This is a genomic window from Streptococcus sp. 121 (assembly GCF_016458205.1).
GTDB lineage: Bacteria > Bacillota > Bacilli > Lactobacillales > Streptococcaceae > Streptococcus.
This window is the reverse complement of record NZ_JAEMED010000045.1, coordinates 1-16,940: the sequence shown is the minus strand read 5'-3', so window position 1 is coordinate 16,940 and position 16,940 is coordinate 1. Positions and strand designations below refer to the sequence as shown.

The 16,940-nt window shown below is 40.3% G+C and carries 13 protein-coding genes; 6 read left to right on the top strand and 7 right to left on the bottom strand.

Features of this window, described 5'->3' with window-relative positions; genetic code table 11:
• Window positions 1-335: 335 nt before the first annotated feature.
• Complete coding sequence (locus JEQ21_RS08485) at window positions 336-1,340, bottom strand: IS5 family transposase (protein WP_199365040.1); 1,005 nt, start codon at window positions 1,338-1,340, stop codon at window positions 336-338.
• Between the two features lie 249 nt (window positions 1,341-1,589).
• Between JEQ21_RS08485 and JEQ21_RS08480 the strand changes: the two genes are divergently transcribed.
• Window positions 1,590-2,321, top strand: coding sequence for a LysR family transcriptional regulator (locus JEQ21_RS08480; protein ID WP_199365038.1), 732 nt, complete (start codon window positions 1,590-1,592; stop codon window positions 2,319-2,321).
• A gap of 649 nt (window positions 2,322-2,970) precedes the next feature.
• Here JEQ21_RS08480 and JEQ21_RS08475 read toward each other — a convergent pair.
• On the bottom strand, window positions 2,971-4,707 hold the full coding sequence (locus JEQ21_RS08475; RefSeq protein WP_199365036.1) for an ABC transporter ATP-binding protein: 1,737 nt from the start codon (window positions 4,705-4,707) through the stop codon (window positions 2,971-2,973).
• On the bottom strand, window positions 4,704-6,425 hold the full coding sequence (locus JEQ21_RS08470) for an ABC transporter ATP-binding protein (protein WP_199365034.1): 1,722 nt from the start codon (window positions 6,423-6,425) through the stop codon (window positions 4,704-4,706). Before JEQ21_RS08470 ends, JEQ21_RS08475 begins: the two co-directional genes overlap by 4 nt.
• A 326-nt stretch (window positions 6,426-6,751) precedes the next feature.
• Between JEQ21_RS08470 and JEQ21_RS08465 the strand changes: the two genes are divergently transcribed.
• Both JEQ21_RS08465 and JEQ21_RS08460 read left to right on the top strand, forming a co-directional pair.
• A complete protein-coding gene (locus JEQ21_RS08465; protein WP_199365032.1) occupies window positions 6,752-7,288 on the top strand; it encodes a hypothetical protein in 537 nt (178 codons plus the stop codon).
• 845 nt (window positions 7,289-8,133) lie between these two features.
• A complete protein-coding gene (locus JEQ21_RS08460) occupies window positions 8,134-8,802 on the top strand; it encodes an MIP/aquaporin family protein (protein ID WP_199365030.1) in 669 nt (222 codons plus the stop codon).
• Window positions 8,803-8,930: 128 nt separating this feature from the next.
• Here the strand turns inward: JEQ21_RS08460 and JEQ21_RS08455 are convergent, their stop codons facing one another.
• Window positions 8,931-9,779, bottom strand: coding sequence for a patatin-like phospholipase family protein (locus JEQ21_RS08455; RefSeq protein ID WP_199365028.1), 849 nt, complete (start codon window positions 9,777-9,779; stop codon window positions 8,931-8,933).
• Between the two features lie 121 nt (window positions 9,780-9,900).
• On the opposite strand from JEQ21_RS08455, the gene JEQ21_RS08450 reads away from it, so the two are divergent.
• Genes JEQ21_RS08450 through JEQ21_RS08440 form a run of 3 tightly spaced genes read left to right on the top strand, consistent with a single transcriptional unit; the run spans window position 9,901 to window position 13,364 of the window.
• Entirely contained in the window at window positions 9,901-10,209 is a 309-nt protein-coding gene (locus JEQ21_RS08450) for a hypothetical protein (protein ID WP_199365026.1), read from the top strand.
• A 24-nt stretch (window positions 10,210-10,233) separates the two neighbouring features.
• Complete coding sequence (locus tag JEQ21_RS08445; RefSeq protein WP_233340844.1) at window positions 10,234-11,520, top strand: DUF262 domain-containing protein; 1,287 nt, start codon at window positions 10,234-10,236, stop codon at window positions 11,518-11,520.
• Window positions 11,520-13,364 (top strand): GmrSD restriction endonuclease domain-containing protein, encoded by a 1,845-nt coding sequence (locus tag JEQ21_RS08440; protein ID WP_199365022.1) that lies wholly within the window; start codon window positions 11,520-11,522, stop codon window positions 13,362-13,364. The genes JEQ21_RS08445 and JEQ21_RS08440 overlap by 1 nt, the downstream gene beginning before the upstream one ends.
• 133 nt (window positions 13,365-13,497) lie before the next feature.
• Here JEQ21_RS08440 and ltrA read toward each other — a convergent pair whose 3' ends face one another.
• The 3 genes from ltrA to JEQ21_RS08425 all read right to left on the bottom strand — a co-directional run bounded on the left by ltrA (window position 13,498) and on the right by JEQ21_RS08425 (window position 16,638).
• Window positions 13,498-14,775: a group II intron reverse transcriptase/maturase gene (ltrA, locus tag JEQ21_RS08435; protein ID WP_199365020.1), complete on the bottom strand. Its 1,278-nt coding sequence runs from the start codon at window positions 14,773-14,775 to the stop codon at window positions 13,498-13,500.
• A 708-nt stretch (window positions 14,776-15,483) separates the two neighbouring features.
• Window positions 15,484-15,624, bottom strand: coding sequence for a hypothetical protein (locus tag JEQ21_RS08430; RefSeq protein ID WP_199365018.1), 141 nt, complete (start codon window positions 15,622-15,624; stop codon window positions 15,484-15,486).
• Between the two features lie 45 nt (window positions 15,625-15,669).
• On the bottom strand, window positions 15,670-16,638 hold the full coding sequence (locus tag JEQ21_RS08425) for a helix-turn-helix transcriptional regulator (RefSeq protein ID WP_199365016.1): 969 nt from the start codon (window positions 16,636-16,638) through the stop codon (window positions 15,670-15,672).
• Window positions 16,639-16,940 lie beyond the last annotated feature (302 nt).

Genomic DNA, 16,940 nt, shown 5'->3' with positions numbered 1-16,940 from the left:
ACCCATCTTTATTTATAGAAAAGCTTGATCGTTCATAAAAATCATCAGAATTGCAATTATTTATTGCTTGTTTCTGATGATTTTTTTGATAGTTACGCAAAGATATTCAGGGTATGAATAATTCGGGATTATCAATGTATGATATACTTATCACAAATAATGATATCCCTGAAGGTTATTCTATGCAAATTCAAGACTTAAGGGCACCTCTAAAAACCCCGATATTTACTCAGAAAATAAAAAAACGACAGGAAAGTCTATCTAGTTGAAAAGTGTTTCCTGTCGTTTTCGCATTTTTTACTGTTTTCACAGTTCCTTTTCTGTTTTTGGGCGCACTATGCCCATGTATTGAGGTTCAGTCGTTTAATTTGTTCAAAGCGACAAATGTTATAAACCAAATTTGTTAGGGTTACATTGGTCTTCGCACGCTTAATTCCAACTCCTCTAAAGGTACTTCCCTTCATCGTGTTTTCTATGAAACCAAATACATGCTCTACTCGACATCGAATACGCGATAGTTTTCGATTAAACTTCTTGTCATCGTCCGTAAGTGGTTTGTTTCGATAGGAGCGACGGGCAGTGTAGTGTTTACATCCTTCTGGAACTGACTTTCCAGTGTAGGCACTATCATCAAAAACAGGTTCATGGGTATCACAAATATCAGCTAGAACATTTGAATCGTGAACACTAGCCGATGTTACTTCAAAGCTTTTGATAAGTTTTGATTTAGAGTCTACACAAACATGATTTTTATAGCCAAAATGATCCACCCCTCCTTTTTTAGTCCAGCGTGCATCAGTGTCTTTTTGAGAACGTTTAGCTGAACTCCAGACTTCTGGTTCTTCCCCTTCTTTAATTTGTTCATTCTCTTTACGTGTATTTCTTTGTTTAGGCACTTTTACAAAAGAGGCATCTACAATCTGCCCTTTATGAGCTAACAGACCCTCTTCTTCTAGAGTAGAGTAAAAGCTGTCAAACAATTCCTGTTCTTTCCCTGATTTTGTGAGACGTTCACGGTATAACCAGATTGTTTTTGCGTCTGGAATTTTTTCAGCATCACAACCAACGAAATGACGAAAAGACAGGCGGTCATGGAGTTGGTATTCCATGTCATCATCTGATAGGTTATAGAGGCGTGCTAGCAGAAGAATTTTGAACATCATGAGGTAGTCATAGGGAGGACGGCCTCCTTTTGAAGGATTTTTCTTGGGATTGCCAAAAATGCGAAATAAAGCTGGGCGGAAAATTTCCCAGTTTATGGCAGAATCTAGTCTTTCTAAGGAATTGCCCATTTGTGAGAGTTTTTTAAGTAGTAACTCGTCATCTGTGAATAATAGCATGGTGACACCTCATGGAATTTAATACCACTATTATCTCACAATGCACGTGTAGAAGGAATAAAAAGCAGGTCTTCTTACCGTAGTGGAATCATCAGCAGTTGAGAAACAACTGCTAGATGACGGAGATTTCGAGACCTTGGCTCGAAATCTAGTAATGAGACTCCAGAGGAGGCTGCTTGCGTCCGCACTACCAAATATGAAGACCTGCTTATTTGAAATATTTCCTACAAAAACTATGAGTTTTTAGAGGTGCCCTTAAATATTTATAAAACAATTTATGAACTTAATTCTATCAATAAAGCTGCACAAAAACTAGGTTATGCGCAATCCAATGTTACTACTCGCTTAAAAACGATAGAGCAAGAATTTAATACATCATTCTTCAAAAGAAGTTACAAGGGCGTAACCCCAACTGAAAGCGGTAGAGCCTTTTATGAATACGCTTGTGAGGTCTTAGATTTAACACAGACTATCACAGAAAAACTAGATTCTAATAAAAAAAAGAAGTCAGTCAAAACGACCGAAATTCTCTTTCAATATATTGTCGAAGAAATGAATGATTATTCATTAACCGACAATCAATTTATTATCACAAAATCCAGTACGATCATTAAAGATACAAATCCCACTGAGGATATTATCACTTCTTACTATCCAATAAATCATAAAAGTTATTCACTTACTCAAATCGGAAACCTTCTAATAACGCCAGTCGCAAAACAAGGAACAGATGTAACTCAGTTACCAGTACTAGTAAACAGTGACGAAGCATGCCCATTCCGGAAAAAGACTATGGAAACAATCCCTAAAAACACTGAAATTATAGAGATTGATTCCTTTGTAAATATTATACAATTAGTCGAAAATGGACAAGGGTTTGCTTTATTACCAAATTTCCTAGCTAGAAAGCATAACTTTTTGAGCATTAACGATAAAACCTATCAAATTCCTTTTTATACATTTGAAAAAGATAGTATCTAATAGCATCAATTGTTTTTGGAGTTCTCTTCTTCCCAAGCTTTTCGACAGCTCCTCTCATAATCTCTTTTTTCTTCTGAATCACATGGAAATAGACAGGTTTAATCTCCTTGCAATCCTCCGAGTATCCGACAAACTATCGGATGGTGGGAAGGTCGATACCTTCACCCGCTATAATAGAGATAGAGCTATAGCGGAACTTATGAGGAACAATCTAATACTCATTACATTTCAATCTGAATGTGTTAATCCTCTTCGCCGAACGTATTGATTGCGTGCTTTGCACGCCTTATTGATAAGATTCAACAGGTCTCCCAGACCTGTTGAACTGTCTTCATCGGATTGATGGCAAGCGAAGCTTGCTTCATTACCTATAGATTTTAATCCAATTCCTGGATTAAAATTCGTTTCAGATTTCGAACTGTTTCAAGTATAAATCGTTCTGCCAGTGTCTAGAAAGCTATCAGTGCTTTACTATACATAATAAAAATCCTACTTTCGGAAACAGTACTTTCTATGTTGGTACTGTCTACTAAAGTAGGACTATATCAGTAGGACACTATCAAAACGGTGTTTTTTCTTGTCCCTGAAAAGTTTGCAAAAATCCTCAGTATCTGAGAACCGATAAAAATTTAAACTAAGAGAAAGAATCTTACACCTGATGGCTTCTCTGCATACGGGAGTACAAACCTCCTGCCTGCATGAGTTCTTGGTGATTGCCCTGCTCAACGATGTTGCCATCCTGCATGACGAGAATCAGGTCTGCAGACTGGATGGTCGATAAGCGGTGAGCAATAACAAAAGAGGTTCGTCCTTGCATCAGTTCATCGAAAGCGGATTGAATGAGCACCTCGGTCCGGGTATCAATGGATGAGGTTGCTTCATCTAAGATTAGAACCTTTGGCAATTTCATAAAGAGGCGGGCAATGGATAAAAGTTGTTGTTGGCCAATGGATAAACCGCCTCCATCATCTGTCAGATAAGTATCATACCCCTTAGGCAGCTGCATAATAAAATGGTGGGCATGAGCTTTTTTGGCAGCTTCTACTACTTGATCTAGACTAGCATCTGGCTTTGCGTAGGCAATATTTTCAAAAATAGTTCCCGCCTTGAGCCAGGTTTCCTGGAGAACCATTCCAAATTCATTTCGCAAAACTTGAGGAGATATCTGGCTTATCGGAATCTGATCTATCCGGATTTCGCCCTTATCAACAGGATAAAAGCCCATTAAGAGATTAATGAGAGTAGATTTACCTGCGCCTGTTGGACCGACAATCGCAACTCGTTGGCCTGCTTCAACTCGGAGGTTAAAGTTTTCAATCAAGGATTGACTGGGATCATAAGAGAAAGAAACCTGATCAAAGGTCACCTGCCCCACAAACTCACTAGATTCCCGCTGAACCACTTCATTCACCGGCGGCATTTCTTCCAATTCCAATAGGTTGAAAATACGGTCAGCAGAAGCTAAGGCGCCTTGGATTTCGGTTAAAACAGAGGAGATATCGTTAAAAGGCTTGGAATATTGAGTCGCAAAATTCAAGAAAGTGGTCAACTCTCCTACCGAAAAACTCCCTGCTATGATGCGTATAGCCCCAATATAGGTCACCGCCGCATAAATCATCGCATTAATAAAACGAGTTGTAGGATTGGTTAGCGAGGAGAAGAACATCGCCCCCTGTGACTTGGTGGCGTAGTCTTCATTACTGCGCTCAAAAGCTGAAATAGCTTGATTTTGTGCATTGAAAGCGCGCAAGACTTCTATCTGCTGGATCGATTCCTCCACCAATTCCAACTGATCGGCCCGCGCCTCAGCTTGATCTCGGAATCTCAAATAAGAGTGCTTGGCAATGAAGCGTGCAAACAAAATTGAGAGAGGTGTTAAAGCCACGACTAAAATCATCATCTGCCAATCCAAAGACGCCATGGTCACGATGGTTAGAAGGATGGTCAAAATTCCCATAATGAATTGGTTGAAAATTAAAAGGAGGCCATCACCTACGATTTCTACATCATTCACTAAAAGACTTACCAAATCGCCACTGGACATCTGGTCAATAGTCCCGATTGACAGACGATTAAATTTCCCAATCAAATCATTGCGTAACTGACGAGTCACCTCTAGAACCATCTGATTATAAAGACGAGGGGTCATAAATTGAAAAAGAACATTCATCCCAATCAGAACCAGCATCTGAATTAAAATCCATCCAAGTTGATTAACATTAACTTGGTTAGGTCCAATCACAACGTTAACGGCTCGGCCAATGAAAACAGGAATCGCAATCGTCACCAGAACTTGTAAAAGAGATAAAAGAAGAACACCCGCCAACTGCCAAGGAAAGCTTAAAAACCGAGCAAACAGTTTTCTAGCACTCGCTGATGTTTTCATTTCCCCACCTCCTTCACTTCTTGGGATTCATGGATTTCCCGATAGACCTCACTGGTCTCAAGCAGCATTTCATGTCGACCATAGCCAACTTGCTGCCCTTCTTCCAAGACCAAAATCTGATCTGCCCCTTTCACCGATCCTGTTCTTTGGGAAACCATCACAATCGTTTTATGACGATAGTGGGTCTTGAGGGCTTTTTGGAACTCGGACTCTGTCAGATAATCCAAAGCTGATGTAGAATCATCAAAAATGTAAATTTCTGCTGGTTTTAAAAGAGCTCTGGCTAAGGTCAAACGTTGGCGCTGACCACCCGAAAAGTTTCTTCCAAAGGTCGCTACTGGAGTTTCCAAGCCTGCCTTCTCCCTGATAAAGGAATCTGCCTGGGCCACTTCTAATGCCTGCCACAGCTCTTCATCACTGGCCTGAGGATTCGCCAAAAGTAGATTAGATCTAACCGTCCCCTTAAAAAGACTAGCCTTTTGAGGGACCAGACTCAGCCCTTGCCTCCACTCTTTGCGGGACTCTACCTTCAGGCGATGGGAATTCAATCGTAAACGGCCCCCAGTCGGGTCGTAATTTTTCATCAATAAGGACATCAAGACCGACTTGCCCGAGCCCGTAGATCCAATAACTCCAAGGAAACTCCCACTCTTCAGTGCAAAATTCAGATGGCTCAAAACAGGCTCTGCCTTCTCATCAAAGGCAAAGGACAAATTTTGAGCTTCTATCAGATTGTCCTCCTGCTCCACAGGCAAAAATTCAAAGGCCGCTTCCTCCTCTTCAAGGGCAAGTACCTGAGCAATACGACTGGCTGAAGTATAGGTGCGAATCATGGTTGAAACCACCATCGCTAATTTGACCAACTCCACCAAGATGGACAACAGGTAATTCACTAGAGCCACCAATTCTCCCTGTTTTAAGAGCCCTGAATCGACCCAACCACCACCTTGCCACAAAATTAAAATCAAGGACAGGTTAACAATCGCGTAGGTCAAGGGATTGGATAAAACGGAGACATTATTCGCTTGCAAATTGGTCTGGTAGAGGGACTGATTGGCCTCTACAAATTCCGCCTCCTCGTCTGCCTGCCGACCAAAGGCCCGAATAACTCGCACCCCTTTAACCTGTTGACGTGCCAAAAGTACTAGCCGATCTAAACGTTCACGAGCCAGGGTAAACCTAGGATTGGATAAATGGACCACAAATCCTACCGCAAAAAAGAGAGCGACAATCATCCCCAAGAAAACCCATGTCACCCGCGGAGAAATCGTCAACGCCATCACAAAAGCACCAAATACAATAAAAGGCGACCGTAAAAATAAACGAAAGAAAATATTCAGTCCTGTCTGAACCTGGAGACTATCAGCCGACATTCGGTTTACCAAAGAAGAGGGAGATTGATTCTGAATCTCACGCGCATCCAGATTCACAATCTTGGCAAATAAATCTTGATTCATTTGCTTGGTAAAACCAACAGCGGCCTTGGCAGATAAATACTGAGCACTATCCGCAAATACCAAACCCAAAAAGGCGAAGGCAAACATCCGGGCAATCCCAGCCAAAACCTGCCCCTGCTGGCCTGACGGAATCGCCTGATCAATAATAGAGGCCACAATCATAGGGACCGCTAACTCCAACAAAGCCTCAATCAATTTAAACAAAGGCGCTAGAATAGAAGGCCCGTAATACCCCTTAAAATAGTTGAGTAATCTGTTCATAGAATTCCACCTTACACATTCACTAACCCCTATTTTATCACGATAGATCAAGGAAACGAATTCCACCTCAAATTTTTGCAAGAAAAAAGTAAGCTAGGAAGATTCTTAGAAAGACCTTCATGACGATCTGTTTCGAAAGAGTAGAGATTCAACTTGTCGTCTTCAACAGTCAACATCAACCCTTGTCAATTGAACCTCACCAAACTCCAGTACTGCCTTTGGTTTGCTATCTGGATTAGGATTGATCTTCATCGAATATAGAGTGAATGCTTTCATCCTTTTTTCAGCTTTCTCTGCTATACTGTTAGGAACAAGGAGGTGAAACTATGTTTTTATTTGCCTTTCCAGGTATGGGAAAAACGACTTTGGCCAAGAAATACGAGACAGTGGTCGATCTCGAAATGTCCGATATTAAATACGACAATTCCAGCGTCAGCCATTTGTCACGTGAGGAGCGCAAGTCGACCAAGCGGCCAATTAAGGACCGAAATTACAAACAAACCTATATCGATAGAGCCTATGATTTGCATGAAAAAGGAAAAATCGTCTTGGTTGCTCTAAATTTTCTGTTTCCTATCTTAAGAGCTTTTCGAGAAAGGAAGCCGGTCCCTTTCCATATCTTTGTCCCCCATCCTTCGCTAAGATCCGAGTATCGTCAGCGTTACCTAGGCCGGGGGAATAATGGACGTTTCATTTTTGAAGTCATGACCATCTGGTATCCAACGCTCGTTCCCCTTTGCCTTTTATCCAAAATCCTTCCAAAATGGATAACCGTCACCAAAACAGGGGAAACCCTGGAAGACTACTACATCCAGCATTTCTATCAGACCGAGATCCGTATCAAAAAATTGATTGTAGAGTAAAGCCCAAGAGAGTCCCATCTCTCAGGGCTTATTTCTATTTCCGTTCTATTTTATATAGAAATTGTAGGGCTATTCTCATAAATTTGAAAACTGACTACTATTTCTCAAAGGAAAATAGTTTACTTTTTCTTATTTATTTGATAAACTAATTATGAAGAAAATGTCATGCACTCTTAGAGTAAGTTGCCGTAGTGACTCCAAAAATCTAAACTGTCAAAGGTTTTATTTTTTTATAGGAGGAGTTTCAGTAGCAAAATGACAAAAGGGTTTAGAAAAAGAGACTTGGGAAAGTCTCTTTTTCGTTTTATCTATTATAAAATAGGTACGACACGGGGAATGTCGTACCATTGAGTAAATCAGGTATGAACTAAATCATACCTAGTGCCGCAGCAATAATAATAAGCAAAGTACGTGTTATAGTCATTTTAAACTCAAACTCGCCTTGCTTTTTTTTGAAGAATATTGTCATGGCTTATCTCTTACGCTCATTTAAGTTGCAGTGCTAGAGCTAATCGGACAAGCAGCTTTTCACCAGGGTTTTGAGAAGCTAATAAACTACCAGAGCCATACAACTCCAGCCTTTCAGCTGATAGATCACAGCAAGCCGAAACCCATTTAATTATATCACAGTATATTTAGATTATAATTTAAAAAGGTTGTTTTAAATTACACAACCATTTATGTGACGTACTGTTAATTCTTTAGGTAGTAGATAACCGAACCTAAGCACCCCTCAATCGATCAACCCTAGACAAGTCCAACAACCATAATCCTCACAACAATTTCCAAGCAAATTTCTTGAAAATTTTCAGCAAACCACCTATAATTGCACGCGGAGGAAAATTATGTCTAAAAAATCCTTTGCCGAACTTATCGGTACTTTTATGTTAGTCTTTATCGGAACAGGCGCTGTTGTCTTTGGTAACGGGCTTGAAGGAATTGGCCACCTTGGAATCGCTCTTGCTTTTGGCCTTTCTATCGTCGCTGCTGCCTACAGTATCGGAACAATTTCAGGAGCACACCTGAATCCAGCCGTATCCTTGGCTATGTTCGTTAACAAGCGCATGAATGCCCAAGACTTCCTTACCTATGTTGTTGCACAAGTCATTGGAGCTTTATTGGCTTCCGCTACTTTGAGTTTCTTTGTCACAAACTCTGGTCAGGCTGTTACAAGTCTAGGAGAGAATGGTTTCACAACCGTTTCCGCAATGGGTGCCTTCCTCTTCGAAGTGATCGCAACCTTTATCTTTGTCTTGGTCATTGTGACTGTCACATCTGCAAGCAAAGGAAACGGTAAAATTGCTGGTCTTGTCATCGGTTTGACCTTGACCACTCTTATCTTGTTGGGACTTAACGTAACCGGTCTTTCCGTTAACCCTGCTCGTAGCCTTGCACCAGCCCTCTTGCTTGGCGGCACAGCGCTTAGCCAAGTTTGGGTCTTCATTTTGGCACCACTTGTCGGTGGCTTCCTAGCTGCCTTGGTTGGCCAACACTTACTTGAGACTGAGAAATAAGACTCTAAGCATCTTCATTCTTTGGGAAAAAACCAAAGAAGAGGGTGCTTTTTTTGAAGACTAGCGAACCTAAAACCGCTTCCCTGTTCCCCACCTAAAAAAGACGACCTTTCCAGTCGTCTCGATGATCACTCACTCGCTTGCAAATACTCCTTCAAACCAGGCAAGGTAGCCTGCCCATCCCGGATTCCGATCTCGTAGACCGCCTCTAGCTTGTCTGGATCTCGTTCCAGACGACCGACCTCCAAGGCTTGATCCGGACGAATCACATAGACCTCACCAGCCTCTTCCATGCGGATAATCTTTTCCACCGCTTCATTGTAATGCTGGTAACGTTTAGAAGCCACTTCTACAAACTTTGGATAGTCCTTATAAAAGAGCCGGTAAAGCCTTCCACTGGAGGGCTTTTTTCGATACTCAAAGGGCTGGGTTAGAATGACAATTAACTTATCAAACCCCAAGCTTTTGGCAAAATCTACTGGAATTGAATCTGTCAGACCTCCATCCAAGTACTTCTTCCCATCGATTTCCACAATCTTAGAAACCAAAGGTAGAGCTGAACTAGCTCTGAGGTATTCCATTTGGTCAAAGACATGGTCGATTTTCGGATATTCTGCCTGACCGGTTTCCAGATTGGTCACCGTCACATAAAAAGGCACACCCGATTTTGTAAAGGCTTCCTGGTCAAAAATGTCTAGCTCCATCGGAATTTTATAATAGGCCATCTCCCGGTTGACCATATTGCCCGTTTTCAACCAGGATAAGAGACTAATGTAATTTTTATCTCGGATAAAGCGTTTATTATAGCGCAGAGCCCTTCCCCTTTGCCCCGAAAGAAAATTAACCCCAAAAAGAGCGCCGGCAGAAACACTGACCAGACCGTCTACCTTGATTCCGGCGTCTAAAAAAGCGTCCAGAACACCCGCCGTGTAAAGCCCGCGCATACCACCGCCTTCCAGAACTAGACCAACTTTCATAAAAGCCTCCTTATTTCTGTTTTTACTAGTGTAACAGAATCAGAGTGAAAATTCCAAAAAGTAATGGACAGTTGACGTCCACTACTTTTTGTATAATAATAGAAAAAAGGAGATATGTAGGATGAAAATAATAGGCGTGAGGCACATCCCTAGAGAACAGTTTGAAGCTCAAGGAACCTTAGCAAACGTTCTAAGGAGATATAAGAAAGATGGTTTTTCAGTCACCAAACACGGAAAAGGGAATGGGAATTGGCTCATTTATAAAAAAACACAACTACTTTTAGACGTGGAAGAAGACGGAGAAATCATTTCCATTGATATTACACAGGAAGTGAGAAATATATATGACAGACAAAGTATCACCAAGAGACTCATTCAGCAACTACAGGAAGATATCGAGAGCGGCAAACTCAGCCTAGAAGACTTTTAGCTTTTGAGAATAAGGAAACTTATGATGAACTTTACTGCAATGACCATAGCTCAGTTACTCGGAAACAGTCAACTCCATATCCCAAACTATCAACGTCCATACAAGTGGACACGTAAACAAATTCGAAATCTCTTTTATGACATAAAGGAACTAATTGAAAATCCTACACGTGTGTCTGGACCTTATCACCTAGGCTCTCTCATCCTTCATCACCACCAAGGGAAGTTGGAGATTGTCGATGGACAACAGCGACTAATTTCCATCTCATTGCTCCTGCATACACAAAAATTATTAAATCTATATCCAGGAGCACAAAACATTTTAAAGCAAGAACACATTTCCACTTCCCTCATACATGCTCAGGAGAATCATGAGGAATGGGTGCAGTTACTAGCACAGATTGATTCAATCACTCGTAACCAGATTATCGATTACCTCATTAATTCTTGCTACCTTTCCGTCATTGAGTTACCAGATGACCATTTGTCAGAAGCATTTCAACTTTTTGATTCTCAAAACAATAGAGGAAAACCTCTGGAGCCCCATGACCTCCTTAAGGCTTACCATCTACGAAGTATCCCTAGTGAGAGACAAACAGAAGCTCTAATTAGCAAATGGGAAGAACTGGTGAACGACACCTCCTTAAACCTTAAAGACCTTTTTGATAAACATCTATTCAGATTAAGACATTGGGTTAACGGAGAAACTGGATTTCATTCAAAGAAGCGCCAAACACAGCTCCGTTTCACTGAAGACTCTTTAAATGACTTCAAAGGAGTCTCTCTTGAAGAGCAACATCCTTATCCATATCTAACGATTTACAAATTACTAGCCGAACAAAACTTGAACTTCCCCCAATCACTAATCATGCCAATCATTAATGGGGAACACTTTTTCAAATATATTGAAGCTTCCCATCAGCACTTTATTCATCTGGAAAAACTGATTTCCGAAAAAGCTTCACATGACAGCCTACTCCTTATTCGTCAAAATAACGGAAAATTTCAACGAAATAAAAACCTATTATTTAACATTGTGGCCATATTTGTCGATCGGTTTGGTCCTACCGAATTGACAACTGAAATCATTGATACGTTCACTGTTTGGGCCTTCTATCCCCGAACTGCAAAAAGAGTCCTAGATTCTACAATTGCCAAATACGCAGCTGGCGGCTCTTACCAACACAAACCCGTTCAAAAAGTTTTTCAGTTGATTCAACAATCCCAAACACCGAATGATTTTTTACAGAAATTAGATCGAGAGCAATTTGAAAACCACACTCTTCAATCCCTTCTAAAGGAAATTTTATAATGCAAAACAATCATCAACAAATCACCATTCAAAATCTATATTCCCATACCTATCGTATTCCACTATACCAGCGTAATTTCTCCTGGACTTATAGCGAAATCGAGCAACTAATCCTCGACATTGATGATGCGCGAAGAGAGAGAAAGAAAAATTATTACATTGGAACCTTGGTCATTGATTCCCAATTGAACATCATTGATGGTCAGCAGAGAAGTACAGCTTTAACTCTGATTGCATTAGTTCTCCAAAACGAATTTAACCATCCCCTGTTAACTCAAATTCCCATCACTTTTTCTGCCAGAAAAAAATCCAATGCCAGTCTGCAACAGTTACTGAATAAACAAATTCCAAGTGAACTTGATGAAATTAGTCGAGGCTATCTCAATGCCAAAATCGCTCTCCAAAAAATTGAAGTAAAATCCGACTTCGTGGAATACCTGCTTTCCCATGTTATTTTATTCCAAACCATACTGCCTGAAAATCTTGAGTTGAATCTCTATTTTGAGAGATTTAACTCAAGAGGAGAACAACTTGAAGCACATGAAATCATAAAGGCCCAAATGATGTCCAAACTAGATCAAGTAGATGCTTCAAAATTTGCAAAGATTTGGGAGGCCTGTGCAAACATGGAAGCTCCAGTGACAACTGCATTTAAAATGCGCACAAAAAGAAAAGAAGCGTTTCAAGAAAGAGAAGCTATTTTTAATTGGAGCTTTGACCACTACTCACTTAACAATCCTTATGAACACATCATCTCTGAAGACTATCACAAAAAATCTCTATTAACACTTCTGAATGAACCAGAGAACAGATTGGAAAATTCAGAAGCAGCCTACCGTTCAAGCCAATCTTATCGTACCTTGATTCCCTTTGAAATATTACTAATCTATGCATTAGGAATTTTTGAACATACGGATCCATCAGATATCCAATTGGATGATAAAAAGTTACTTAAGCTCTTTCAAATAGAAAATAAGGATTCTGCCTGGGTTCGTCAATTTTCAATCGTTCTTCTCCAACTACGTCATATCTTCGATCACTTCATTATTCGAAACGCAAATGAAGAAGGAAGCAATCGACGAAAAGATGATTGGTTTCTACAAAAAGCGACTTATTATGAATATCAAAAGAGAGGTAGAGGAAGTGAATACTATGTTGAAGCTCACTTCTCTAACAACACCTTTCCAAATCCCATGAATCGAAAAATTCTTCAAGCACAAGCACTATTTGCTGTCACTTTCCCATCCAATCGTGACAGCCGGTGGCTTTACGATGTCATGTGTTTCCTTTACCAAGAAATTGAAAATCTGAACAAACCCGAGTTCGCCTCACTGTTCCTAGAAAAATTGGAAGCATTAGCGATAAACTATGCAAAATCTCGCATATTTACAGACGATTGCTCCAAAAAAATTAAATCCTATGACTTAGGACTACCAGTCTTTGCATTAAACTTTATCGACTATATACTTTGGACACAACGAGAATTCTTGAAAGAACTTTTTTTTGAATCCCATCGCTTTCGATTTACCTATCGTCGCTCTATCGAACATTGGTACCCTCAACACCCAAATGAAGATTTAAACCAGTCTGCCCTACCTGACCACATTCTACATTCAATCGGAAATTTAGCATTGATAACTGACAGCCAAAATTCAAAATTCAGTAATCTTTCCCCAACTTCAAAATATCGGGAATGGGAGAATATTTTTGATCGTCAAAGTTTGAAAATGCAGTGGATGGCAAAGATTACCGAAAAAGAGGGCACATGGACTAGCAAACACATTCTCCACATGACAGAAGAAATTGAAAAGTTAGTTGCAGACTTCATCGATGGTCATAGCTAGGTGCAAAGTAAATAAACACTCCCATTTTTACAGCAGGAAGTAACCTTAGTAGCCTATTAAATTTGAAAATCGAGTAGAGACTAATGGATAGTCCCTCTCACACCACCGTGCGTGCCGTTCGGCACACGGCGGTTCAGTTAACTTTTAACGCATGTCGATTTAGGTAGTAATCGAGACAGCCGACCAGTCCTCGTTTGGCGAGGACTGGTTTTGATATTGCTCTCTTTAATACTGACTTTTGTGCTACTAGTTGATAATGGTCACCCCAACCTGACACTTTATCCGCTATCCATCTAGGAACTCCGAGTTTCAGTAAGCCCCATAGGCGACGTGACTTCTTTTTCCACTGTTTCCAGATAATTACTCGTATTCTCGTTCGAAGTCGCTCATCTACTTTTGACATCACCGTTTTCATGTCCGTGATTGAAAAATAGTTGACCCAACCTCTGATGACAGAGTTTAATAGTGTGATTCGTTCACTCAAGCTAATACTCCATTTTCTCGAAGTCAGTTGCTTAAGTTTCCTCACAAACTTCTGCACACTCTCTTTATGAGGACGGCTGTGCCAACCCTTTGGAGATTTCCAGAAGCCATAGCCTATATATTTCAGCTTTGTCGGACGGACAATTTTGGTCTTATCCATGTTCACCTTGAGACCTAGCCGTTTCTCGATAAAGCGACTGACTGAGTGCATGACCCTCTTAGCCGCCGCTTGGCTTCCGACCGTGATAACACAATCATCCGCATAGCGTACGAAACGCAAACCCCGTTTTTCCAATTCCTTGTCTAGTTCATGAAGCATGATATTAGACAGGAGCGGTGAAAGATTTCCTCCTTGAGGTGTTCCTACTAGGGTTTTCTGGCGCTGACCATTTATCACAACACCTGAATGAAGGTATTTTCGGATGAGTGACTCAGTATCTCCATCCTCGATAACACGATGGACTAATGACATGAGTCTATCCTGTGGTACTGTATCGAAGAATTTCTCTAAGTCTATATCTACAATCCATTCGTAGCCATCATTCAGATATTCCAGTAACTTGACCAAGGCTGTCTCACAAGAGCGATTTGGACGGAAGCCGTAGCTATACTCTGAGAAATGATTTTCAAAAATTGGACTTAAAACCTGTACGATAGCCTGTTGAATTATCCTATCCATCATGCTTGGGATACCTAGCTGACAGACACCTCCATTAGGCTTCGGGATTTCAACTCGTAATACTGGCTGAGGTTTATACCTTCTTTCCAATATCTGCTTTTTCGTTTCTTTCCAGTGCTCCCTCAGGTAATCATCAATCGTATCAACTGTGACACCATCAATACCTGCAGAACCCTTGTTGGCTTTGACCTGCTTATAGGCTTCGAGAAGATTGTCTCTTGATAATATCTGGTCTAGTAGTTTAGACATGTGCGCATTCCTTTCTTGTTTCGTTATCTGTAGGACATCTTAAATTGGTGAACCTTCCTCTAGTCAATACGTGACCGCCTCCAGTTCTATCAGACCCTTAGTGTTACAGATACAAGTGAAGTAGGTATACTTCAGTTAACTGTTCACCCCTTCGCTCCACCTCCATTACAGAAGCTTCTTCACTACTATGGGTTCGGCTGACTTCTTGTCGTTCGTTGTTACTAGGCTTTTACCTCGACAAGACCTCACGGGATAAGTCGTACATCTTTCCTCGTTTACTCTCATGATTTACGCATATAGGTTACGACTACCTTCTTGGACTTTAGAGTTTCTGACCTCCTTATCCCCTATATACGCCTTACTATCACGTTTCTGTTCGTAGAGCCACGATTTCGCTATCCCTTCCTCTCCCCGCTACCTCACGATAGTCAGGCTTGGGAGTCGCTATTGGGTTCACCGGTAGCAGGTGCCCACAGAGGACTTACACCTCAGATGTACGACATGCCCGTCGTACTATAAAAGACCGATAGTTTTCATAATCGAAACTATCGGCCTTTCATTTTATGTCTAATCATCCAGAAACTATCTTTTCATCTCAACTCGTGCATTCGGAATTGATTTAGCAATCATTTCTGCTGCCGATCTATCATATAGTCCCTGATGAAGTACATTTCCAAACTGATCTACGACTAATCATTCCTACTATTTTTAAAACATTTTCATATCCTGTTTAGGAACAACCTGTGTGTAGGGAGTATTCTTAGAAACTTCCTCTGCAGTCTTCTTATCAAAGTAGACTTGTTGCCCCATTACGTTTCCGAATTGATCAATAACAACCCATTGTTGCATAATTTTTCACCTCCTTTCAATAATAAAACTCGTTTCAACTCAAAGCTAAAATTCTTCCCCCCCGAATTTCCTATATCTTTCAAGCATACGTTTCAAAGATTCTTCCATATCTTTAACTAAATATTCTGGCTGCAAAACCTTCAACGCTGCTCCTTGGCTTAACAGCCAACGTTTTAAGCCAGGTGTATACTGTGTTTTAAATTCAATTTCCACCTCTTCATCATAATTTGCAATAACCTCAGCATCCGGAAACTGATCTAAGACAATGGTGGGATCATAGGCAAACAAAACTCGAACATAGATAGTTGGTCCAATAAATGAATCGACACGATAATTTCGAACATCTCCATCCCTAAATTTTTTTCCGTAGGGAATCCTAGGTTTCTTCTCAGATGAAGGAATCCAAGTTGAGATTCGATCTAACTTAAGAGTAATATAGTTTTCATGGTTCAAATGAAAGGCTACTACATAAAAATAACGAGTATCATAAAAAATAGAAACAGGTAAAACTGTCATTTCTTTCTTGTCTTGATAAGGAGATTGATAAACAATATCAAGAACCTGCTCCATTCGAATGAACTCACTCCATGCCCATATCTTATCAATTCGAGCTTGAGGATCCGTTATTGGTGCGTAATTTAATAATTCTGAGGCAATAACCTGCTTAATGGCCTTCCGCTCTTCCTTTGTTAGAAGTTGAAGGAGGTTTTCTAAAACTCTCTGGTTTTCATCTTGATTAAGAGCCCGATTTTCAAGCAACACTTTAGAAATAAATAAAGCATCTTTTTTATTGAACAAGGCTCTTCCTGTGAAATGACGTGTATGGTTTCGAGGGTCATAAACCAATTCAGCTGCAATCATCGTTTGTCTGTCCAAAACCTCAGCCAGCAAGGCAAAATCTCTCTGTATTGTTTTAGGACTAACCCCGTATTCTTCTGCCAACTGTATTTTCGACAAGTGAGCTCCCGATTGCAATCGTAAAAAAATTAATAAAAATCTTTCTTGATCATTCATTGAATCTCACCTTTAAAGTATTCATCAGTCAATTCACCAACGGTGGATTAACTAAGATATCTATAATGATTTTACAAAAAAAGAGGCTGGGCAAAAACTAGCTTATAGAAATAAAAAAAGTGAGCAATTCCAGAATAGAGTTGCTCCTTTTTCATTTTATGCTTTATAATTATAATAACCACAAAATAACTAGAAAGAAATAAAATGTATAAACAGTATAACACAAATCAACTCAGCCTTGACCTATCTATTGCTTGGGATATCCCTGAAACTCATGAAGCACGTCTCATTAGCCAGTTTGT

Bases quoted from the DNA above. Each gene is read 5' to 3' on its own strand.
- JEQ21_RS08485 (WP_199365040.1), bottom strand. From the start codon at position 1,340: ATGCTATTATTCACAGATGACGAGTTACTACTTAAAAAACTCTCACAA.
- JEQ21_RS08475 (WP_199365036.1), bottom strand. From the start codon at position 4,707: ATGAAAACATCAGCGAGTGCTAGAAAACTGTTTGCTCGGTTTTTAAGC.
- JEQ21_RS08470 (WP_199365034.1), bottom strand. From the start codon at position 6,425: ATGAACAGATTACTCAACTATTTTAAGGGGTATTACGGGCCTTCTATT.
- JEQ21_RS08465 (WP_199365032.1), top strand. From the start codon at position 6,752: ATGTTTTTATTTGCCTTTCCAGGTATGGGAAAAACGACTTTGGCCAAG.
- JEQ21_RS08460 (WP_199365030.1), top strand. From the start codon at position 8,134: ATGTCTAAAAAATCCTTTGCCGAACTTATCGGTACTTTTATGTTAGTC.
- JEQ21_RS08455 (WP_199365028.1), bottom strand. From the start codon at position 9,779: ATGAAAGTTGGTCTAGTTCTGGAAGGCGGTGGTATGCGCGGGCTTTAC.
- JEQ21_RS08450 (WP_199365026.1), top strand. From the start codon at position 9,901: ATGAAAATAATAGGCGTGAGGCACATCCCTAGAGAACAGTTTGAAGCT.
- JEQ21_RS08445 (WP_233340844.1), top strand. From the start codon at position 10,234: ATGAACTTTACTGCAATGACCATAGCTCAGTTACTCGGAAACAGTCAA.
- JEQ21_RS08440 (WP_199365022.1), top strand. From the start codon at position 11,520: ATGCAAAACAATCATCAACAAATCACCATTCAAAATCTATATTCCCAT.
- ltrA (WP_199365020.1), bottom strand. From the start codon at position 14,775: ATGTCTAAACTACTAGACCAGATATTATCAAGAGACAATCTTCTCGAA.
- JEQ21_RS08430 (WP_199365018.1), bottom strand. From the start codon at position 15,624: ATGCAACAATGGGTTGTTATTGATCAATTCGGAAACGTAATGGGGCAA.
- JEQ21_RS08425 (WP_199365016.1), bottom strand. From the start codon at position 16,638: ATGAATGATCAAGAAAGATTTTTATTAATTTTTTTACGATTGCAATCG.